This window comes from Nonomuraea sp. NPDC050643 (genome assembly GCF_040654715.1).
In the GTDB taxonomy this organism is placed as follows: domain Bacteria; phylum Actinomycetota; class Actinomycetes; order Streptosporangiales; family Streptosporangiaceae; genus Nonomuraea.
Window position 1 is genome coordinate 228,904 of record NZ_JBFAIM010000012.1, and the last position, 15,309, is coordinate 244,212.

A 15,309-nucleotide genomic window follows, 5' to 3' on the forward strand; every position below is an offset into this window, starting at 1 on the left:
CCGTGTGCCCCGGATATCCCTTCCACGATCCAGCCCGGGCCGGATCCGTACGGTTCCATGCCTGGTTAGCGGTAGTTCACGAACTGCAGGGCAATGTCCAGGTCCTTGCCCTTGAGCATGGAGATGATGTCCTGCAGGTCATCCTTCTTCTTGGAGCTGACCCGGAGCTCTTCACCCTGAATCTGCGCCTTGACCCCCTTGGGCCCTTCGTCCCGGATCATCTTGGAGATCTTCTTCGCGTTCTCCTGGTCGATGCCCTCCTTCAGGCTGACCAGCATGCGGTATTCCTTGCCCGACAGCTTGGGCTCGCCCGCATCGAGGATCTTCAGCGAGAGACCCCGCTTGACCACCTTCTCCTTGAACACGTCGAGCGCGGCACCTGCCCGCTCCTCACTGTTCGCCTTGATCTCGATTGCCTGTCCGGTCCAGCCGATGCTCGCCCCGGTCCCCTTGAAGTCGAACCGGTGCCCGATCTCCTTGACCGTCTGGTTCAGAGCGTTGTCGACCTCTTGCCGGTCGATCTTGCTGACGATGTCGAAAGACGAATCAGCCAAAACACCCATCCTCTCAACTGCGAAAGCACTGAACGGATCCCACTTCCCGGCATACACGAAACGCGCGGACCCAGCGAACGAGCCTAGCCAGCATCGGCCCGCCGTGCAGGACCCCAACCCCTTGCCGCCCTGTGTACGCAGATGATCACCTTTGCCCCGTTTCCCCCTCCCCCCACCCACAACCCCTCCCCTGGCCCCTTCCCACCCCCACCCACCGCCACCCAGCCCCGGACCCCCGCCCGTTTCGGCACTGCACCACGCCGAGATCCGGCTCGGGACAAACCGGTGTCACGTACACCTCGGAAGTCCGCTATTCTTCTGTCTGTCGCCGCGAGAGCGGATGGCACGGCAGGTTGCCCGAGTGGCCAAAGGGAGCGGTCTGTAAAACCGTCGGCTCAGCCTACGCAAGTTCGAACCTTGCACCTGCCACACGCAGTTAGCGCAGCTCAGAGGCCCTCCGGGGCCTCTTCTGCTTTTCCGGGGTGTGCAGCCGGATGCCGCCGTGAGCGGGCCGTTGTCGCAGGTCCCGGAATATGCCCGGAATGGATCATGGGGCGTTTCCCCTGGTCGGGGGCCTTGATCCGGAACATCTGCGGATCGCGCGCTCGTGGGAACGTATTGGGAACGGCGAAGGGTCCCGGTGGCGTTCCGGGACCCTTCTGGGTGGTGCTGGATGATCATGCGGCTAGGGCGTCCTCAATCCGCTTGTTGGCGATCTCCTGTTGGCCATCGAGGCATTTGGCGTAGACCCTGAGGAGCACGTCCACGCCGTGTCCGGCCCGTTCGGCTACGTCGGGGGCTGGTACGCCCACGTTGAGCCAGAGGGAGACGGCGGCGTGTCTCAGGTCGTACGGTCTGCGAGCCAGGGGAGAGGCGACCTGGGCGGGGGTGAGCGCTAGGGCGCGGGCGTCCTGCCAGACCTCGGTGTACGCGGTCGAGGCCACGACTTTGCCGCGCTCGCTGCGGAACAGCCGGCCATCCTCCGCGACGCCGAACTCGTCGATGTGTTGCCGAAGAATCTTGACCAGCTTGGGCGGGATGGGCACGGGGCGAACGTCGTCGCGGCCTCGGTGCTTGAGCCCGCGTTCTTCATGGGCGTCGCCGGTGTCGGTCCACTTGACGTTGACCTCCGGGCGAGAGACATCGACGAGGAGGCGGCCCCAGCCAGTTGCCGGAAGATGGCAATCCTGCTTCCTGAGCGCGACGGTCTCGCCGGGACGGAGAGCGGCGTAGTACATGCAGGCGAACATGGCATGGAGCCGACGCCCGCGACCTCGCCCGCCTACGGAGGCCACTGCGGTCAGCAGTGCTTCAGCCTGGCGGGGATTCACCACGACCCGCGGATCCACCGTCTCCGTGGTTTTGGGCGGCTTCCACTTGACCTTGTGCACCGGGTTGGCGGGCAACTCCTCCAGCTCTACCGCGTACTCCAGGACGGCATGCAGAACGGCGCGCTTGCGGCGGATCGTGTTGGCGCTCGCGGCCTTGCCGTCGAGGCGGAGGGCGAGGGCGTCGAGTGCCAGGCGGACCGTCTTGGTCTCGTTCAGATCGGTCAGGTCGAGTGAGGCAGCCTCCAGCCACCGCAGCGCCTGCTTGCTCTCCAGCGGCACATCAGGGCGCTTGGCCTCAGGCAGGAGGGCGTACTTGCGCAGAGCCGTTCGCAGGGTCTCGGCGTCCGGACGGCCAGGGCGGTCCTTCGTGAGGGCGGGCAGGACCGTGGCGAGTCCGTCAGAGATGCTGTCGCGGGTCTTGGCCGCCGCGTGTGGCCACTTCATGTCGATGTAGGCCCTGACGAAGTCGTAGACGGTGCGGGCTTCCTTGGCCTTGAGCATCGACTGTGGGAGGCCCGTCTCCAGGTCGAACAGTTCGCCCTTCTTGGCGGCCTGGCGTAGGTCGGATAGCCAGTTCTTCGCCTGTGCCGACGTGCGGAAGGTCTTGGACTTCTCCCGCGCTGCCACGGTCCAGCGCACGGTGTAGGAGATCGTCTTGCGGTTCTCGCCGGGCTTGGTGGACTTGTTCGGGCGGATGTCCCAGAACTTCACGTCGTAGGAGGCGTTCACGCGACCTCCCTCAAGGACTCCAGCCAGACGTTGAGCTCGCTGCGGTAGATGCGCAGTTCGCCGTTGGGCAGGCGGATGCCGTCCGGTGCCTTGCCAATCTCGCGCCAGCGGTAGAAGGTGCGGCGGGAGACTCCGCCGAGTTCCTGAAGGACCTGGCGGACGGTCAGCAACTCGTCGTGCATGGTCATGCGGGCCTCCCCGTGTCCTCGATTGCCGAAAGGTCTTGTCCGACTGCTCTGGCTTCCAGTTCGCGGAGGTGGGCACGCCAGCGTTGGCGTTCGTGGACGGATCGAAGAAGGCGAACAGCGAGAGGTGGCACGTTGGCGTCTCCGGCCGGGACGGGGCGCCAGATGTAGCGGTGTGGGTCGGTGGGTTCGTCGGTGTGGCCGAGGGCTTCCAGGACCCAGGTGCGGCGGTCCTGCTTGTGTTCGGCGAGGGTCTTGTTGGACCACTTGCGGGAGACGAGGATGCGGCGCCCGGCGTAGCCGAGGTGTTCCGGCTTGTGGGCCTTGCCCCGGCAGCGGCCAGGGTGCATGCCGGGCTTGGCGTCCTTGGGCTGGATGCCGTAGCGCAGCCAGTTCGGGCAGGTGGGCGAGCAGGGTTCGTAACGAAGGGCATCCAGCATGCGGGCCGCGTGTTGTTGCTGGGCCTGGCCGACGTCGAGGGCGTCGCCAATGGATTTGGTGAGGTACTTGGACAGGTAGCGGATGCACTGGTCGGCGTCCGGGGTGCCAGCGAGTACGCCTTGGGCATCGACTTGTTCGCCGAAGCGGATGACGTGGAGCGGCTCAGCGTCCTCGTCGAGGGTGTCGAGGGCTTGGCCCCAGGTGGGCAGGACCTCGCCGGTTGCCGGGTTGAGGTAGCCGGTGCCGTCCTGCCAGACGGGCATGTGCTCGCCCTCGAAGACCACTTCATCAGCACGTGGCCACCAGACCTGGTGATAGGTCGCGGCGGCGATCTGCTTGATCTCCGCACGTGGGAGCGTTCCACGAATGGCCATGTGCAGGTGCGGCGCGAGCCGCTTCTGAGGCTCCACAGAGGCGAAGTACTGCACGTCATAGCCCGCGACGCGGCGCAGGTTCTGCACGAAACGATCAGCCAGCTTGGAGAAGTGCAGCGCGTCCCGTGCTGCGCGGCGATAGTCGTAGGCGTCAGGATCGATGGGTGCGCCGTCGCGAACCTTGCCGTACGAGGGCAAGGTGAGCGTGACGAACAGGGACGGCCGGTAGGTCTTGCCGTCCGTGCCTTGGAAGGTGCGTCCAAGGGTGGTGTTGGTCATCTTGCGCTTGGGCAGGTCGGGTGCGTCCTGTCGCCGCTTGGTCGAGCGGGAGCGCTTGGCGGTCGTACGGCCCAGGACGTTGCCGCGCATGCCTGCGGCGTTGATCTCCTCGTCCAGGCCGGTGATGATCGCGTCCAGTTCGGTGGTGTCGTCGCCGGCCTTCTCGGCGGCGTCGCGCTGAGCTTGGTAGTCGGCGCGGAACTCGACCAGCCAGCGCTGTTCCTCGTTGGCCTCGTCGGGCGTGATGGCGGGTTCGGCGTCGAGGTGCCAGCCTTCGCGGCATTGGGCCTTGCGGAGCTGCTTGTTGCGCTTGGCGCACGGCGGGCACTTGCTGTCGAGGGTGGCCCCGCACGGTACGTCGATGATCTCGGACTTGCCGGTAACGATGTCGAGGCGCTTGAGCGGGATGGGACGGATGCAGACGCCGTGGAGCTTGGCGACTTCTACGAGCACGTCTCGGGCCATCGGCATGGCCTGTCGGACGGCTCGGGGTAGGGCGCGGTCGTGCGCATGGGTCATGCGGTCCTCCCTTCGTCGGTGTCGGTGAGGATGAGCGCGGTCTGGCCGCACTCGGAGCACTCGACCAGGGCGCGGACGGGGTCGAGCCGGAGAACGTTCAGGGTGTGGCAGGTGGCGCAGCGAAGGCCGTCGAGGAAGTGGGCGAGTGTCATGCAGCCTGCCCGTGGTAGGCGACCATGGCGCGGATGTCGGTGTCGGAGACGTAGGCGGCGCGTACTCGGATGGGTTCGGGTGAGGTCTCCAGCCGCATGTAGGCGACGCCTGCGCCCAGTTCCGGGACGGGTGAGATGTAGTCGGCGAGTGCGCCTCGATCGCGTGCGCCGTCGCCGAGGACCATGTCCACTTGCTCTGATTCGTCGAGCCGTAGGGCGATCTTGTCGGGGAACAGGTTGCGGATGTTCATGACCTCCTTGCGCGGGTCCTGGAGAGCCGCCATCACGCCGACGCCGACCGAGCGGCCTTGGGTGGCGAGGGTGGCCAGGGCGGCGGAGATGCGTTGGCGGAGCTGTCGGTCGGGTTGGTAGGCGGTCAGGAACGCCACCTCGTCGACGAGTACCAGGACGAACGGGTCCTCGATCGTCGGGACGTGGGAGCGCTGGAGTCCGGCGAAGCGTGCCGCGCGCTTCTGCATGACGCTGACGGCCTCGTCGAGGAGGTCGGCGCACTCGGCCGGGTCGGCGGCGTAGCGGCCTTGGAACAGCTCTCGCCCGAAGGACAGCTCCATCAGCTTGGGGTCGAGCGCCCAGACTTCGGCCAGGCCCGCCCGCATCGCAGGGAGCAAGCCGCGGATGGTATCCCAGAGAAAGGAGCCCTTGCCTGCTCCGGTCGCGCCCGCGATCAGGACATGGGTGCCGTGCACCTTGAGCCGGAGTGGTCGGCCGTCCTCCTGTTTGCCGATCTCGACCGGTCCGACCGATGGCTCGTCCGGGATGGGCAGAGCGGGTATGGGCGCGGCCAGTGGATCGCTTCGCGGGAAGGTCAGCAGTAGTCGGCCACCCTTGACGAGCGCGACCCGGCATGAGGTGACGCCGAAGCCTTGGGCGAGGTTGTCGATGCGGTCGGACCAGTCCTTGACCGCCTGACCGGCGAGCATCCGGACGGTGATGCGGTCGGCCCAGTCATCGCAGGCGACGCGGATCAGACGCGGCATGTAGACGCGGCCGTTGACGCGCTTGGCCAGGCCGGAGACGTCCATGACGCCGTGCCAGTGACGCCGGTAGACCGACATCAGCCGCCACCAGGCCAGCAGTCGGAAGCCGACGAGGTGGGAGAAGGAGTCGGGCTCAGTGAAGGCCCAAGCGAGCAGCGAGAGCACGACGAAGCCGAGCGTGGAGGCGGCAGCAGGCCAGCCGTACCAGGTCCAGACGACGCCGAGTGCGACCGGCACGGCGACCGCGACCGGATGCCGCCACGTCGTGCGGACGAGGGCTGACAGGAAGCGCCAGCCATAGACGAGGAAGGTGACGAGGGCGGGAGTCTTGAGTACGGCCGGGCGGAAGACGATGGCCGTATCGGGCGTGGTGGAGACGAGGTTGCGCGCCTCGTCGCCAGGCAGCCGCTTGAACATAAGCTGGGTACCTCTCGTGATTGAGCAAGTCGTGGGAGAACCGAGGGGCCGCCGGAAGTTGCCGCTTCCAGCGGCCCCGCTTCGTGTCAGGCCGCCGTGTCGGTGGCGTCCTGGGCCGACTCTTCGGCGTGCAGCAGTTCGCAGTCGGCCAGGTAGCGAGCGGCGGCGTTGAAGATCTCCCGGGCGATGTCCAGGTCCGCGTCAGTGACCGGCCCAGCCCCGGTGGTGGAGATGTGCACGTTGGCCTCGTGGGAGGCGAACTCCAGGTACGGGCGCGGGTTGCTGACCAGCAGTCCGGCGCGGATCTGCAGGCGCGGCGTGTGGAAGGAGACACCGACGTGCGGGTCGCAGTCGGGTCGCATGGACAAGGTGACGTAGGTGTAGGGCCGGTGTTCGCTCACGCCGCCACCCCGCGTCCGTCGGGCAGGCCGTAGAAGCTGCGCTCCACGGAGCGGGCGAAGCGGTGGGCCTCGCGGGCGAGTTGGCGCGCGAACTCCAGGTCATCCGCCGTCACCGGTCCGCTGGTGGTGACCAGGACGGAGGTGGCGCCGAAGTCGAGCGCCAGGACGGGCTCACGGCGGGTGAACGGGTGGTTGAGCGTGCGGGCGGCGTTTCCGGTGGTCAGCCGGATCACGCTGTTACGCGGGGTGCGGCGTCGGGTCATCAGGCGGCGTCCTTTCCGGCCTTGGCCTGAGCGGGCTGGGTGGTCTGGCGGGGAGCGTGCATCTCCTGGACCTTGATCGAGAAGGCGAGACGGCCTGCGGCGTTGACGTACGGCGTGACCGTGATGCCGTCGAACTGGACGGGTGTGAACGGCAGCCCCGGCATGGGCTGAGGGGGCACCGGCTGAACCGGCGCGAGGATCTTGACCGCGACCGTCTTCTGGGCGGGCTTGAGGGTCGGGTCACCGTCCATGACCGCGACCTGCCAGACCAGCTCTGCGGTCTGCTTGTCGCGGGCCTGCACGAAGCGACCGTTGGACGAGGCATCGAAGTCCTTGACGGGCTCGACCTCGCCGACGATGTAGCAGCCGTGCGGGAAGACCATGGCGAAGGTGACGGGGATGGGACCTTGCAGAGCCATAAGGCTTGTTCCTCTCTTGACTGACAGGCACTTAACCTATCAAGTGATGCTCTGAGATTAGGCAGCTTAAACTTGCTAGGTCAAGTGCCTAGGAGGAATTTCGCTGCGAGATCGTGAAGTTGCCGTGCCGCTTCCCGGACAATCCGGGACGAATACTTGCAACTCATGGAGCCGGAACGCGGTCGTTCGCGAGGTGGCACGGGACTCGCTTTGCTTGGCATCGTCTGGTTCTTCGGCACGCTGTCCCTGGGGTACGCGGCCCTCTATTACGGCTTGGCCTTCGCGGGAGCCCCATCGAGAAACGGCGACCTTGCCCAGGCGCTGGTCTATGCGGCGATTGCGCTCGGGGTCGGCGCACCCGCTGTTGGCCTTGTGGTCGCCATCCGGCTGCACAATAGGGCGGGCACCTGGGTCTACGGACTCATCGTGCTCGGCCTGGCGATCCTTGGCATCTCCACCATGCCCGGAGAGCGCACCAATCACGTCTACGTGGAGGATCACGCGATCTGCACGGCACCTCCGGAGAGGGCGCTGGAAGTGCCCGGCTGCTAGGAGACGGGGTAGGCGTCCTCTAGCTCATGCCGGTCGGCGGGCAACAAGACCTCGACGACGGCAAGAGGCCGGCCAGCGGCGTCGCGGACGGCGCCGAAGACGGCCAGGAGCGGGGTGTTCTTGGGCATGGCCAGTTGCTTGGCCTCGTCAGCCGAGGGCATGCGCGCGGTGATCTGCTCGACGATGTGATCGAACCGGACACCCTTGCGTGCCTGGAGATGCTCCCGGAATCCCTGCCGCAACGGTTCACCGCTGGTGAGATCCGTGCCTTCGGAGAGATCCAACGGCAGCCAGAGCGACACCAACTCGGTCGGCTCGCCCTCGCGCACCATGAGTCGCCGGCGGACGAACACCTTGCTCTTGGGCTGCACATTGAGCAGCACGCCCACCCGGTTCGGGGCGCCCACAGCGCCTACTTCGACAACCTCGCCGGTGGTGTCGGCCTCGGGTTTGGTCAGGTACGCCTGTCCGGGGCGCTTCTGTTCAACGGAGGCCATGGCCGGACGGCCGCGCACGAAGCGCCCCTTGCCCTGCTGGGACTCGATCCAGCCCTGCTCACGCAGCACGCGCAGGGCGGCGACCACGGTGGGACGGGAGACGCTGAACTCTTGAATGAGCTGGTTCTCGCTGGGGAGGAGCGTGCCCGGTGGGTAGTCTCCCGCCTCGATGCGCCTCTGGAGAGTCTGCACAAGCTGCGCATACTTAGGCGGCACGGACTCTAGCGACATCTTGACCGTCCAACAGCCGACAGGTTGTTTTACCAAGTTTGAGAGTATCTGGCGATCCGCAACCTGTCCACGTTGTTGTGACAAGCGGGAGCCGTACACAGAGAATCCGGCAGGCAGCGCAGTGGCCGGGCGGGGGAAGGTCGCCGCGGGGGCCACCACTGCAACTGCCTGCCGGGAGGCGCGACGAGACAAGGCGGCGGCGTCCCTACCCCCTCCGACAGGGAACGCGCTCGTCTCGCTGCGCCGGTCATCACCTGGCGGTGTACTCAGCCAGGAGCTTCGCCGCACCCTCCGGATCGCGGGTGGGGTGCCGCTGCTCGGCGGTCTGCCAGGAGTAGTAGGCCCCGCCGAACCCGACGAACACCCACACCGGCATCCCCGGCTCACGCTTGTGCACCATGAGCGCGGTGTTGTTGTCCCGCAGCTCGGCGTTGACGCCGAGTTTCGTGAGCTGGTCGCGCAGCCGGACGAGCATGTCGCCCTCTTCCGCGTTCGACGGGAAGCCGTTGGCCACCGCCTGCATGATCGAGTTCATTTCCCGTTCCCTTCGGCCTGGCCGCCTCCGAGGCAGTCGAGACACTCCCGCTCCTCACTAGGGCTCTGATCTCCATCGCTGTCGCCGATGAGGAGCGCACGGCGCGAGTCGCGCAGCTTGATCCCGCGTCCCCGGCAGCCGGGGCAGGGCGACGTCTTGCTTGTCTCGTCTGGCCGGATCACCGTCGCCATCTCCTCGTTCATCCGGCGTTCCCTGTGGCGGGAGGCCGCGTGACGTACCGTGGTTGCTTGATGACAAGTCCACCGGCAACCGCGTCTGAGCAGGACCCCTGAACGGCCCCCTCATTTCCCCTTTCGAGCCCCCAGCCGGGAGGAAGACCCGAAGATGCCCGACTACATCCCAAACGTTCGCCTCCGCGCCTGGCGCAACCAGGAAAAGCTCAACCGCGCCCAGATGGCCGAAAAGATCAATGCCACTCCCATCGGACTCGCGCAAAGGCTGACCTGCGATGAGGAACGAATCCGGCGCTGGGAAGCAGGCGAAGTCAAGTGGCCGCGCACCGAATACCGACTCGCGCTGACCCAGTTGACCGGGAAGGCACCGGAAGATCTCGGATTCTTCCAAGGGCGGCAGAACGAAAGCCGCCTCATCGAGGCTCATGTCATCCCTGCTGATGCCCTGAGAGCCGAGGCCGACCTATACGGGACCATGGAACTCGCCCAGCAACTCCAGGCATCCGACGTCGGAACCGGCACCCTGGAAGCCCTTGCCGAGGCCGTCGATCTCCTGTGCCGCGCCTACCCCGTAGTACCCGCGCGCACCCTACGAGACCGAACGCAAAAGCGCCTGGCGCAGATCAACCACCTGCTCGCCGGCCGCCTCACCTTGGACCAGCACCGGGAACTGCTCGTGATCACCGGCTGGCTAACCGCCCTGCTGGGCTGCGTCCACTACGACCTGGGCGAGAGGGAAGAGGCCGAAACGGCCCGACGCGCCGCCTTCGAAATGGGCCGCCAGGTCGGACACGGCGAACTCATGGGCTGGGCACACGAAATGTCAGCCTGGTTCGCCCTCGTCGAAGGTCGATACGAAGACGTCGTCACCGCCGCGCGCATGGGCCAAGCCGTAGCCGGCATGAGCAGCGCCATGGTCCAACTCACCCTCCAAGAAGCCCGCGGCCTGGCCCGCATCGGAGACCGCCGCGAAGCCGACCGCGCCCTCACACACGGAGCCGAAGTTCTCAGTCGCCTGCCCATTCCTGATCGACCCGACCACCATTTCGTCTTTGACCACGCCAAGTGGGTCTTCTATGCCGCCACCTGTTACACCTGGCTTGCAGACGACGCCCGCGCCGAAGAACACGCCCGCGAAACCATAGACATGCACACCCGCCCGGACGGCACCTCCAACGCGCCCATGAGAGTCGCCGACGCACACATAGATCTAGGCATCGTCCACGCTCGGCGTGGCGATCTTGATACTGCCGTGGACCATGGCATGACAGCCTTCGACATTGAACGCAGGTCGCTCAGCGACTTGGTCAATCGCGCCAGTGACCTCGATCGCGTGCTACAGCAGCGCTACCGCCGAGAAGCACTCGCCGCGGAATTTCACGAACGCTTTGTGACTGCACGGCGAGCCCTCGCGAACCGCCGTACAGATCTTCTCGACTAGGTTTGAGAGTTGTACGCTGCGCCACCTGTGTTCACCGCACAGACTCTTCCAGCCTGGCTCAGGATCCCTGTGTCTTGCAACATCTCACGTAGCGCCTGCTACCGATCGCGGTACATGGCTTCCCGTGTTGAGTCGAGATAGCTGTCAGCCTGGGCCATCCTGTTTCCTGCTACGTTGCAGCGATGTGGCAGCTCGCCTTGATCGCCTAATAACGAGTACGAATACGGACCTGCAGTTTCGATGAATACGGATAAGATTAAACCTAAAGGCGTCTGCAAAGGGAATTGAGTCAAGTGCGATGTGCATGTCATAGTGTAGACATGGCCATGAGCGAAGCTATCCTGGCTGGAACCTTTGCACTCTCAGGTGTGGCTCTGCAACAGATAATTACAATGATCGTCACTGAAAAGAATCGGCGTAATGAAGAAGCGCGACAAAGCCGCGCTGATCGCAGAATCTTGTATGGCCGCACAATTGCGCAGGCGCGACGCATACAGCGCCTACTTAAGGAATCCACGTCTCACACGACTACCGATATTGAGTCACGCCTAGATGCAGAATTAGATCTGCTAGGCGAATATAATGCAGAACTGCGATTGGTCGCGTCACCCGCCACAATTCAAGCGGTGCTAGATCTGGAAGACGAGATGAGAGCTCGCGCGGATTCTATGGAGCGTCGCAAGTCGGGTCCGATACCGCTGGCGCCGATTATTGACGCTCTGCGAAAAGATCTGGAGCTAAGCTAAAACTGCACGTTTGAGATCACCAGCTTATCAAAGCGCTTCATTCAGGATAGTACGAATCTACCCCAGCAGCATCAATAAGAGGCTCTAACATATCACGCGGGAGGCCTGCAGCATCCCATGTGTGGATGAGCTTGTATGGGCAGTAAGAAAGGCGCTCAAGGAGGACCAAGCTCTCGGCTTGGCTGAACAGTGCATAGTTCGGTAGGGAAGCCATCGCGCTGTCGGGCCCACGATCGGCATAGAGCAAAGCAAGTTCCTCTCGATGAGTACCGACATATTTGTTGAGCGTTCTTGCATACGTTGGTCGCTCTTCCGTACTAAACGCATCTTGGATCTGGCTTAGGATATGAGCAGAAAATTCTCGATTTGAAGGCGCATGAGTAAGGCCCAGATATTCGCTTTCAGCCGCCTCGATCAGTTCCACGACTTCGTATCCAGGGAGATGAGGCACCTCATCCATAACGCGTTGTACTTCTTCATCAAAGAGCTCCACCAGCGCAGCAAGCCTATATATTGCGTGCTTCTGCTTGGCGGGCAACTCAACATGGCCCTTGTATAGTAAGCTGTGAGATATGACGGACCAAGCATCTTGCGCTATAGTACGTATCTGTATCTCACAATCGATCCTGGGCGTGTCGTGTTCTTCGCTGGGAGCTGCAACTTGCAAATGAACGCCACTGTATCCCAGCTTTCCTGGGGTTATTGTGTGCCGCTTATCATCCACGTCTAAAACGTGAATAAGATCGGTAGCTTGGAGTGCGTCAACGAGACCGTCTACTTGTCGTGGGTTTTCGACAACTACCCTTACGCCAGCCTTATCTGTAATCTTGACCCAAGGGTCGTCGTAACCCTTCAAGATCGCCTTTGTTCGGAAACTAGAAAGTTTTTTAGCGCGGCTGCTTGTGCGACATGTAATTCCATAGTTCGCGGCAACCCTCTCAACTAATCGAGCTATGTCTTTCGCGCCTCTTTCATATATGGGGAAAAGCTCTTGGTATTTTTTGAGTGCTTCTCCAAGATCCATTCTCAATCCTCCGAGTTGACTGGCTCGGAATGCGAGAATGGACCGGTACCCGAAACTCGCTTCACGCGATCAAGCACCCGCACCTCGGACTGACCTTCCGGCGTAGTTTCGATGCTTACTGTTCCATTGTGCATTGCTTCAGGTGATGCCACCACCCATACATCGCTCTGAGTTTCTATTTTCACCTTCTTAATCTTACCTTTCACCAGATCGAGCGACTTTTCGAACTGTCGAGCAGGTACGTTAGACTTTTGCATTTCAGATTTAAACTCGTCTCGGTCATCAACGTCGAGATGATCGTACGCGAACTGTCCAACCGATAAGCTTTGCTTATTGCTTTGCAGTTCGGAAATTAGAGCTACTTGGTATCGTAGCTTCTTTTCGCTGTCGTCAATTCGGTTGATCCATGTTTGTGCTGCATCAGAGAACCTTTCTGTGAGTAGTTCAGACCGCTCCACAAACTTGCATCCTAAATACGTTTCAAGGAAATAGTGAGCGACGACGGTGCCGCGAGATTGGGTGTCGGCAACGTAACCGCGGAGTAAGCCCCCGTGTATATCGGATTGCGGGAAGATTCCCACTTTGTATACTCGGGCTGCTGAGGTAAAGAGCAGGTCCCGCAAATACTCTACGGCAAGTGTGGCTTCCCCTTTCTCGGTAGTATCCTCGCGAGCCCTAATGCCCTCCTCGAGTTCCACTTTCGCAATAATTAGGCTTGTGCTACTTCTCAGTTCAGCGTTGGCCACGAGCAATATTCCTGCTGGGCTCATCTTTTGCTGGGTTGCCTGCAATTTCCGGGCCAGCTCTTGTGAGTTCTTCACAAGAGCTGATTGGTGGCCTTCAAGATTATCGCGGATTATCGCTCGTACCCCCTGCAATTCCGGATCTTCTTCTACTGGACGTGCACGGCGGAGAGACCTTTTGAGTCGATCCTCAAGCCAGATCCGGTCCAGATCGCCTAGAGGCGTAGGAGCCTCGCTTAGCAATGGGGGCTGATCTGAATTTCCTCTGCCGCTTGCTATCTGATGGAGAATCAACTCGCGTAGACGCAGCGAAGCTAAATGCATACACTTGCCCTTTCTTTCGGACCAATACTTCCTCGCGAACAGGAAGTAGCGAGGCGCGCTGGGGGAAGCTCCTATGCGGAAGTGCCTAGTCAACTCCGTCGTCTCGCTGCTGAGGGGGCCTTGAGTCTGGAACTCCCACGCATACAGAGTGTTGCATAGACATTGTTGTCAGGATAGAGGCATGTGTGGTACCTGTATCGTTGACTAGACATTTCGAACAAAGTGGCGGTCGACGAGTCGTGATGCTGGAGGCGAAGTCCTAGCAGAGGAAAGTAGATCTTGACTGACGTACCGCAGTTCGTCTATTCATCCATCCGCTTATTGCGGTTCTGGTCCGAGGTCTCGGATGAAGGCACTGCGGAGGTTGAGACGGATCGTGCCGCCACAAGAATGGGTTGCGCTGTCGTACTTCACGCAGCGTCTCTGGCATGCATGCATGCATCCGCTGACGGGGACGCCGGGACCCAGTACCGGAACGGCTCGGAAGCAGCAGAGGGCTATGCCACCTGGTCATGCATACAGAGCCGGTGAGGCCGCAGAGAACACGCGACATGCTGCCGAACTGCTCCTACAGGTATCAAGCGGCGGCGCGGCGCGCCGCCGTACCCCCGACCCTCCGCCCGCCCGCCGTCCGGGCGTGCGGCCTGGGGGCCGGTCCCGAACGGCGGCGGGACACCGGGCCGGGCACCGCGCGCCGGCCCCGCCGTAGTTGCCGAACGCGCCGACCGGGGTTGCCACGCCGCCGCACAGATGCAGCCCTACGATCGCCACTGCATGGTTGGTCGTCGTAGATTGCTGGGGGCGATCGACGATCCGTGCTTCGTTCCTCAGCACGGCTCACTGAGCAGGGTCGTTGCGGTCCAACTCCATGCCGAGGCCCCGAACCAGCAGGAGAGATGCCGTCTTCCATGATCCGGAGAATGCGCGGAATGATCTCTGCGGTAGGCCCTTCTACGGACGGTTGCACCGCAGGTCAGAGGCTGTCGGGCATGAGAACGGGTGACGCCCTGTAAAACCGTCGGCTCAGCCTACGCAAGTTCGAACCTTGCACCTGCCACACCAGCGGGAAGAGGCCCGTCACCAGCGGAAACGCGGTGACGGGCCTCTCGCGTTGTGTCCGACTGTCCACGGTGATCACCGGTGTGATGGGCCATGATGTCGGCAGGTCACTACGAGGTTGGGCAGGGCGGTTCGAAAGGTATGGAAACGTACTGCTGCCACACCTCAGGTGTGAGGGTGTTTCTGGTGGTAGTGCAGATCCGCTGGATGGCTTGATCGATCTCGAGCCCCCATAGCCGCACAGTGCGGTCGCCGCTGCCGCTGGCCAGCGTCTTGCCATCATGGCTGAACGCCACCGAAGTGACGGCGTCGGTGTGGCCAGTCAACTGGCCCAAGGCTACCGGGTGCTTGGGTTCCTCGACATTCCACAGCCGCACCGTCTGGTTATCGTTGCCGCTGGCCAGCGTCTTGCCATCGGGGCTGAACGCTACTGAATTGACATCGTGAGTGGCGCCGGTCAACCGACTCGAGGCCACCGGGTACTCGCGGTCCTCGACATTCCACAGCCGCACCGTGGCATCGGCACTGCCGCCGGCCAGCGTCTTACTATCAGGGCTGAACGCCAGCGAATAGACCGCGGCGATGAAGCCGGTTAGAGGTTTCCCCAGCTCCGCAGGGCGTGCGGGATCGGTAACATCCCACAACTGCACGAGACTGTCGCCGCCGGTGGCCAGCGTCCTACCGTCCGGGCTGAACACCATCGACCAAACGCTTCCGAAGCCGTCGCCGCTGTCCAGGGGTGGTCCCCAGGCTGTGGGGTGCGCGGGGTCCGTAACATTCCATAGCCGCATCGTACGGTCGTTGCTGCCGGTGGCCAGCGTCCTACCGTCCGGGCTGAACACCATCGACCAAACGCTTCCGAAGCCGTCGCCGCTGTCCAGGGGTGGTCCCCAGGCTGTGG

Annotated in this window: 17 protein-coding genes and 1 tRNA gene; 4 read left to right on the forward strand and 14 right to left on the reverse strand. The window is 63.1% G+C overall.

The window, feature by feature from the left end:
• Nucleotides 1-65: 65 nt before the first annotated feature.
• Complete coding sequence (locus AB0I15_RS18480; protein ID WP_358096443.1) at nt 66-563, reverse strand: YajQ family cyclic di-GMP-binding protein; 498 nt, start codon at nt 561-563, stop codon at nt 66-68.
• 338 nt (nt 564-901) lie between these two features.
• On the opposite strand from AB0I15_RS18480, the gene AB0I15_RS18485 reads away from it, so the two are divergent.
• Nucleotides 902-983, forward strand: a tRNA-Tyr gene (locus tag AB0I15_RS18485).
• A 248-nt stretch (nt 984-1,231) separates the two neighbouring features.
• Here AB0I15_RS18485 and AB0I15_RS18490 read toward each other — a convergent pair.
• The 8 genes from AB0I15_RS18490 to AB0I15_RS18525 all read right to left on the reverse strand — a co-directional run bounded on the left by AB0I15_RS18490 (nt 1,232) and on the right by AB0I15_RS18525 (nt 7,062).
• Complete coding sequence (locus AB0I15_RS18490; protein ID WP_358096371.1) at nt 1,232-2,614, reverse strand: tyrosine-type recombinase/integrase; 1,383 nt, start codon at nt 2,612-2,614, stop codon at nt 1,232-1,234.
• On the reverse strand, nt 2,611-2,802 hold the full coding sequence (locus AB0I15_RS18495; protein ID WP_358096374.1) for a helix-turn-helix domain-containing protein: 192 nt from the start codon (nt 2,800-2,802) through the stop codon (nt 2,611-2,613). Before AB0I15_RS18495 ends, AB0I15_RS18490 begins: the two co-directional genes overlap by 4 nt.
• Nucleotides 2,799-4,412 (reverse strand): replication initiator, encoded by a 1,614-nt coding sequence (locus tag AB0I15_RS18500; RefSeq protein ID WP_358096377.1) that lies wholly within the window; start codon nt 4,410-4,412, stop codon nt 2,799-2,801. The genes AB0I15_RS18495 and AB0I15_RS18500 overlap by 4 nt, the downstream gene beginning before the upstream one ends.
• Nucleotides 4,409-4,564, reverse strand: a complete 156-nt coding sequence (locus AB0I15_RS18505) for a hypothetical protein (protein ID WP_358096380.1) — start codon at nt 4,562-4,564, stop codon at nt 4,409-4,411. Before AB0I15_RS18505 ends, AB0I15_RS18500 begins: the two co-directional genes overlap by 4 nt.
• Nucleotides 4,561-5,979 carry an FtsK/SpoIIIE domain-containing protein gene (locus tag AB0I15_RS18510; RefSeq protein WP_358096383.1) on the reverse strand — a complete coding sequence of 473 codons (1,419 nt, stop codon included), beginning with the start codon at nt 5,977-5,979 and terminating at the stop codon, nt 4,561-4,563. Before AB0I15_RS18510 ends, AB0I15_RS18505 begins: the two co-directional genes overlap by 4 nt.
• Nucleotides 5,980-6,065: 86 nt before the next feature.
• Nucleotides 6,066-6,380: a hypothetical protein gene (locus AB0I15_RS18515; RefSeq protein ID WP_358096386.1), complete on the reverse strand. Its 315-nt coding sequence runs from the start codon at nt 6,378-6,380 to the stop codon at nt 6,066-6,068.
• Nucleotides 6,377-6,643 carry a hypothetical protein gene (locus tag AB0I15_RS18520; RefSeq protein WP_358096389.1) on the reverse strand — a complete coding sequence of 89 codons (267 nt, stop codon included), beginning with the start codon at nt 6,641-6,643 and terminating at the stop codon, nt 6,377-6,379. Before AB0I15_RS18520 ends, AB0I15_RS18515 begins: the two co-directional genes overlap by 4 nt.
• Nucleotides 6,643-7,062, reverse strand: a complete 420-nt coding sequence (locus AB0I15_RS18525) for a plasmid replication, integration and excision activator (protein ID WP_358096392.1) — start codon at nt 7,060-7,062, stop codon at nt 6,643-6,645. The genes AB0I15_RS18520 and AB0I15_RS18525 overlap by 1 nt, the downstream gene beginning before the upstream one ends.
• 165 nt (nt 7,063-7,227) lie before the next feature.
• Here AB0I15_RS18525 and AB0I15_RS18530 point away from each other — a divergent pair, with 165 nt between their 5' ends.
• Nucleotides 7,228-7,614, forward strand: a complete 387-nt coding sequence (locus AB0I15_RS18530) for a hypothetical protein (RefSeq protein ID WP_358096395.1) — start codon at nt 7,228-7,230, stop codon at nt 7,612-7,614.
• Here the strand turns inward: AB0I15_RS18530 and AB0I15_RS18535 are convergent.
• Both AB0I15_RS18535 and AB0I15_RS18540 read right to left on the reverse strand, forming a co-directional pair.
• A complete protein-coding gene (locus AB0I15_RS18535) occupies nt 7,611-8,303 on the reverse strand; it encodes a GntR family transcriptional regulator (RefSeq protein ID WP_358096398.1) in 693 nt (230 codons plus the stop codon). The two genes, AB0I15_RS18530 and AB0I15_RS18535, sit on opposite strands and share 4 nt — an antisense overlap.
• Nucleotides 8,304-8,592: 289 nt before the next feature.
• The gene (locus AB0I15_RS18540) at nt 8,593-8,877 is read right to left on the reverse strand and encodes a hypothetical protein (RefSeq protein WP_358096401.1); all 285 of its coding nucleotides are present in this window, start codon (nt 8,875-8,877) and stop codon (nt 8,593-8,595) included.
• A gap of 345 nt (nt 8,878-9,222) precedes the next feature.
• On the opposite strand from AB0I15_RS18540, the gene AB0I15_RS18545 reads away from it, so the two are divergent.
• Both AB0I15_RS18545 and AB0I15_RS18550 read left to right on the forward strand, forming a co-directional pair.
• Nucleotides 9,223-10,512 (forward strand): hypothetical protein, encoded by a 1,290-nt coding sequence (locus AB0I15_RS18545; protein ID WP_358096404.1) that lies wholly within the window; start codon nt 9,223-9,225, stop codon nt 10,510-10,512.
• A gap of 320 nt (nt 10,513-10,832) precedes the next feature.
• A complete protein-coding gene (locus AB0I15_RS18550) occupies nt 10,833-11,258 on the forward strand; it encodes a hypothetical protein (RefSeq protein ID WP_358096407.1) in 426 nt (141 codons plus the stop codon).
• 37 nt (nt 11,259-11,295) lie between these two features.
• On the opposite strand, the gene AB0I15_RS18555 is transcribed toward AB0I15_RS18550, so the two are convergent.
• From AB0I15_RS18555 to AB0I15_RS18565, 3 genes are all read right to left on the reverse strand, one after another.
• Nucleotides 11,296-12,282 (reverse strand): hypothetical protein, encoded by a 987-nt coding sequence (locus AB0I15_RS18555; RefSeq protein WP_358096410.1) that lies wholly within the window; start codon nt 12,280-12,282, stop codon nt 11,296-11,298.
• A 2-nt stretch (nt 12,283-12,284) separates the two neighbouring features.
• A complete protein-coding gene (locus AB0I15_RS18560; protein ID WP_358096413.1) occupies nt 12,285-13,349 on the reverse strand; it encodes a nucleoid-associated protein in 1,065 nt (354 codons plus the stop codon).
• A gap of 1,169 nt (nt 13,350-14,518) precedes the next feature.
• Nucleotides 14,519-15,309 (reverse strand): WD40 repeat domain-containing protein (locus AB0I15_RS18565; protein WP_358096416.1); only part of this gene is annotated, 791 nt, incomplete at its 5' end.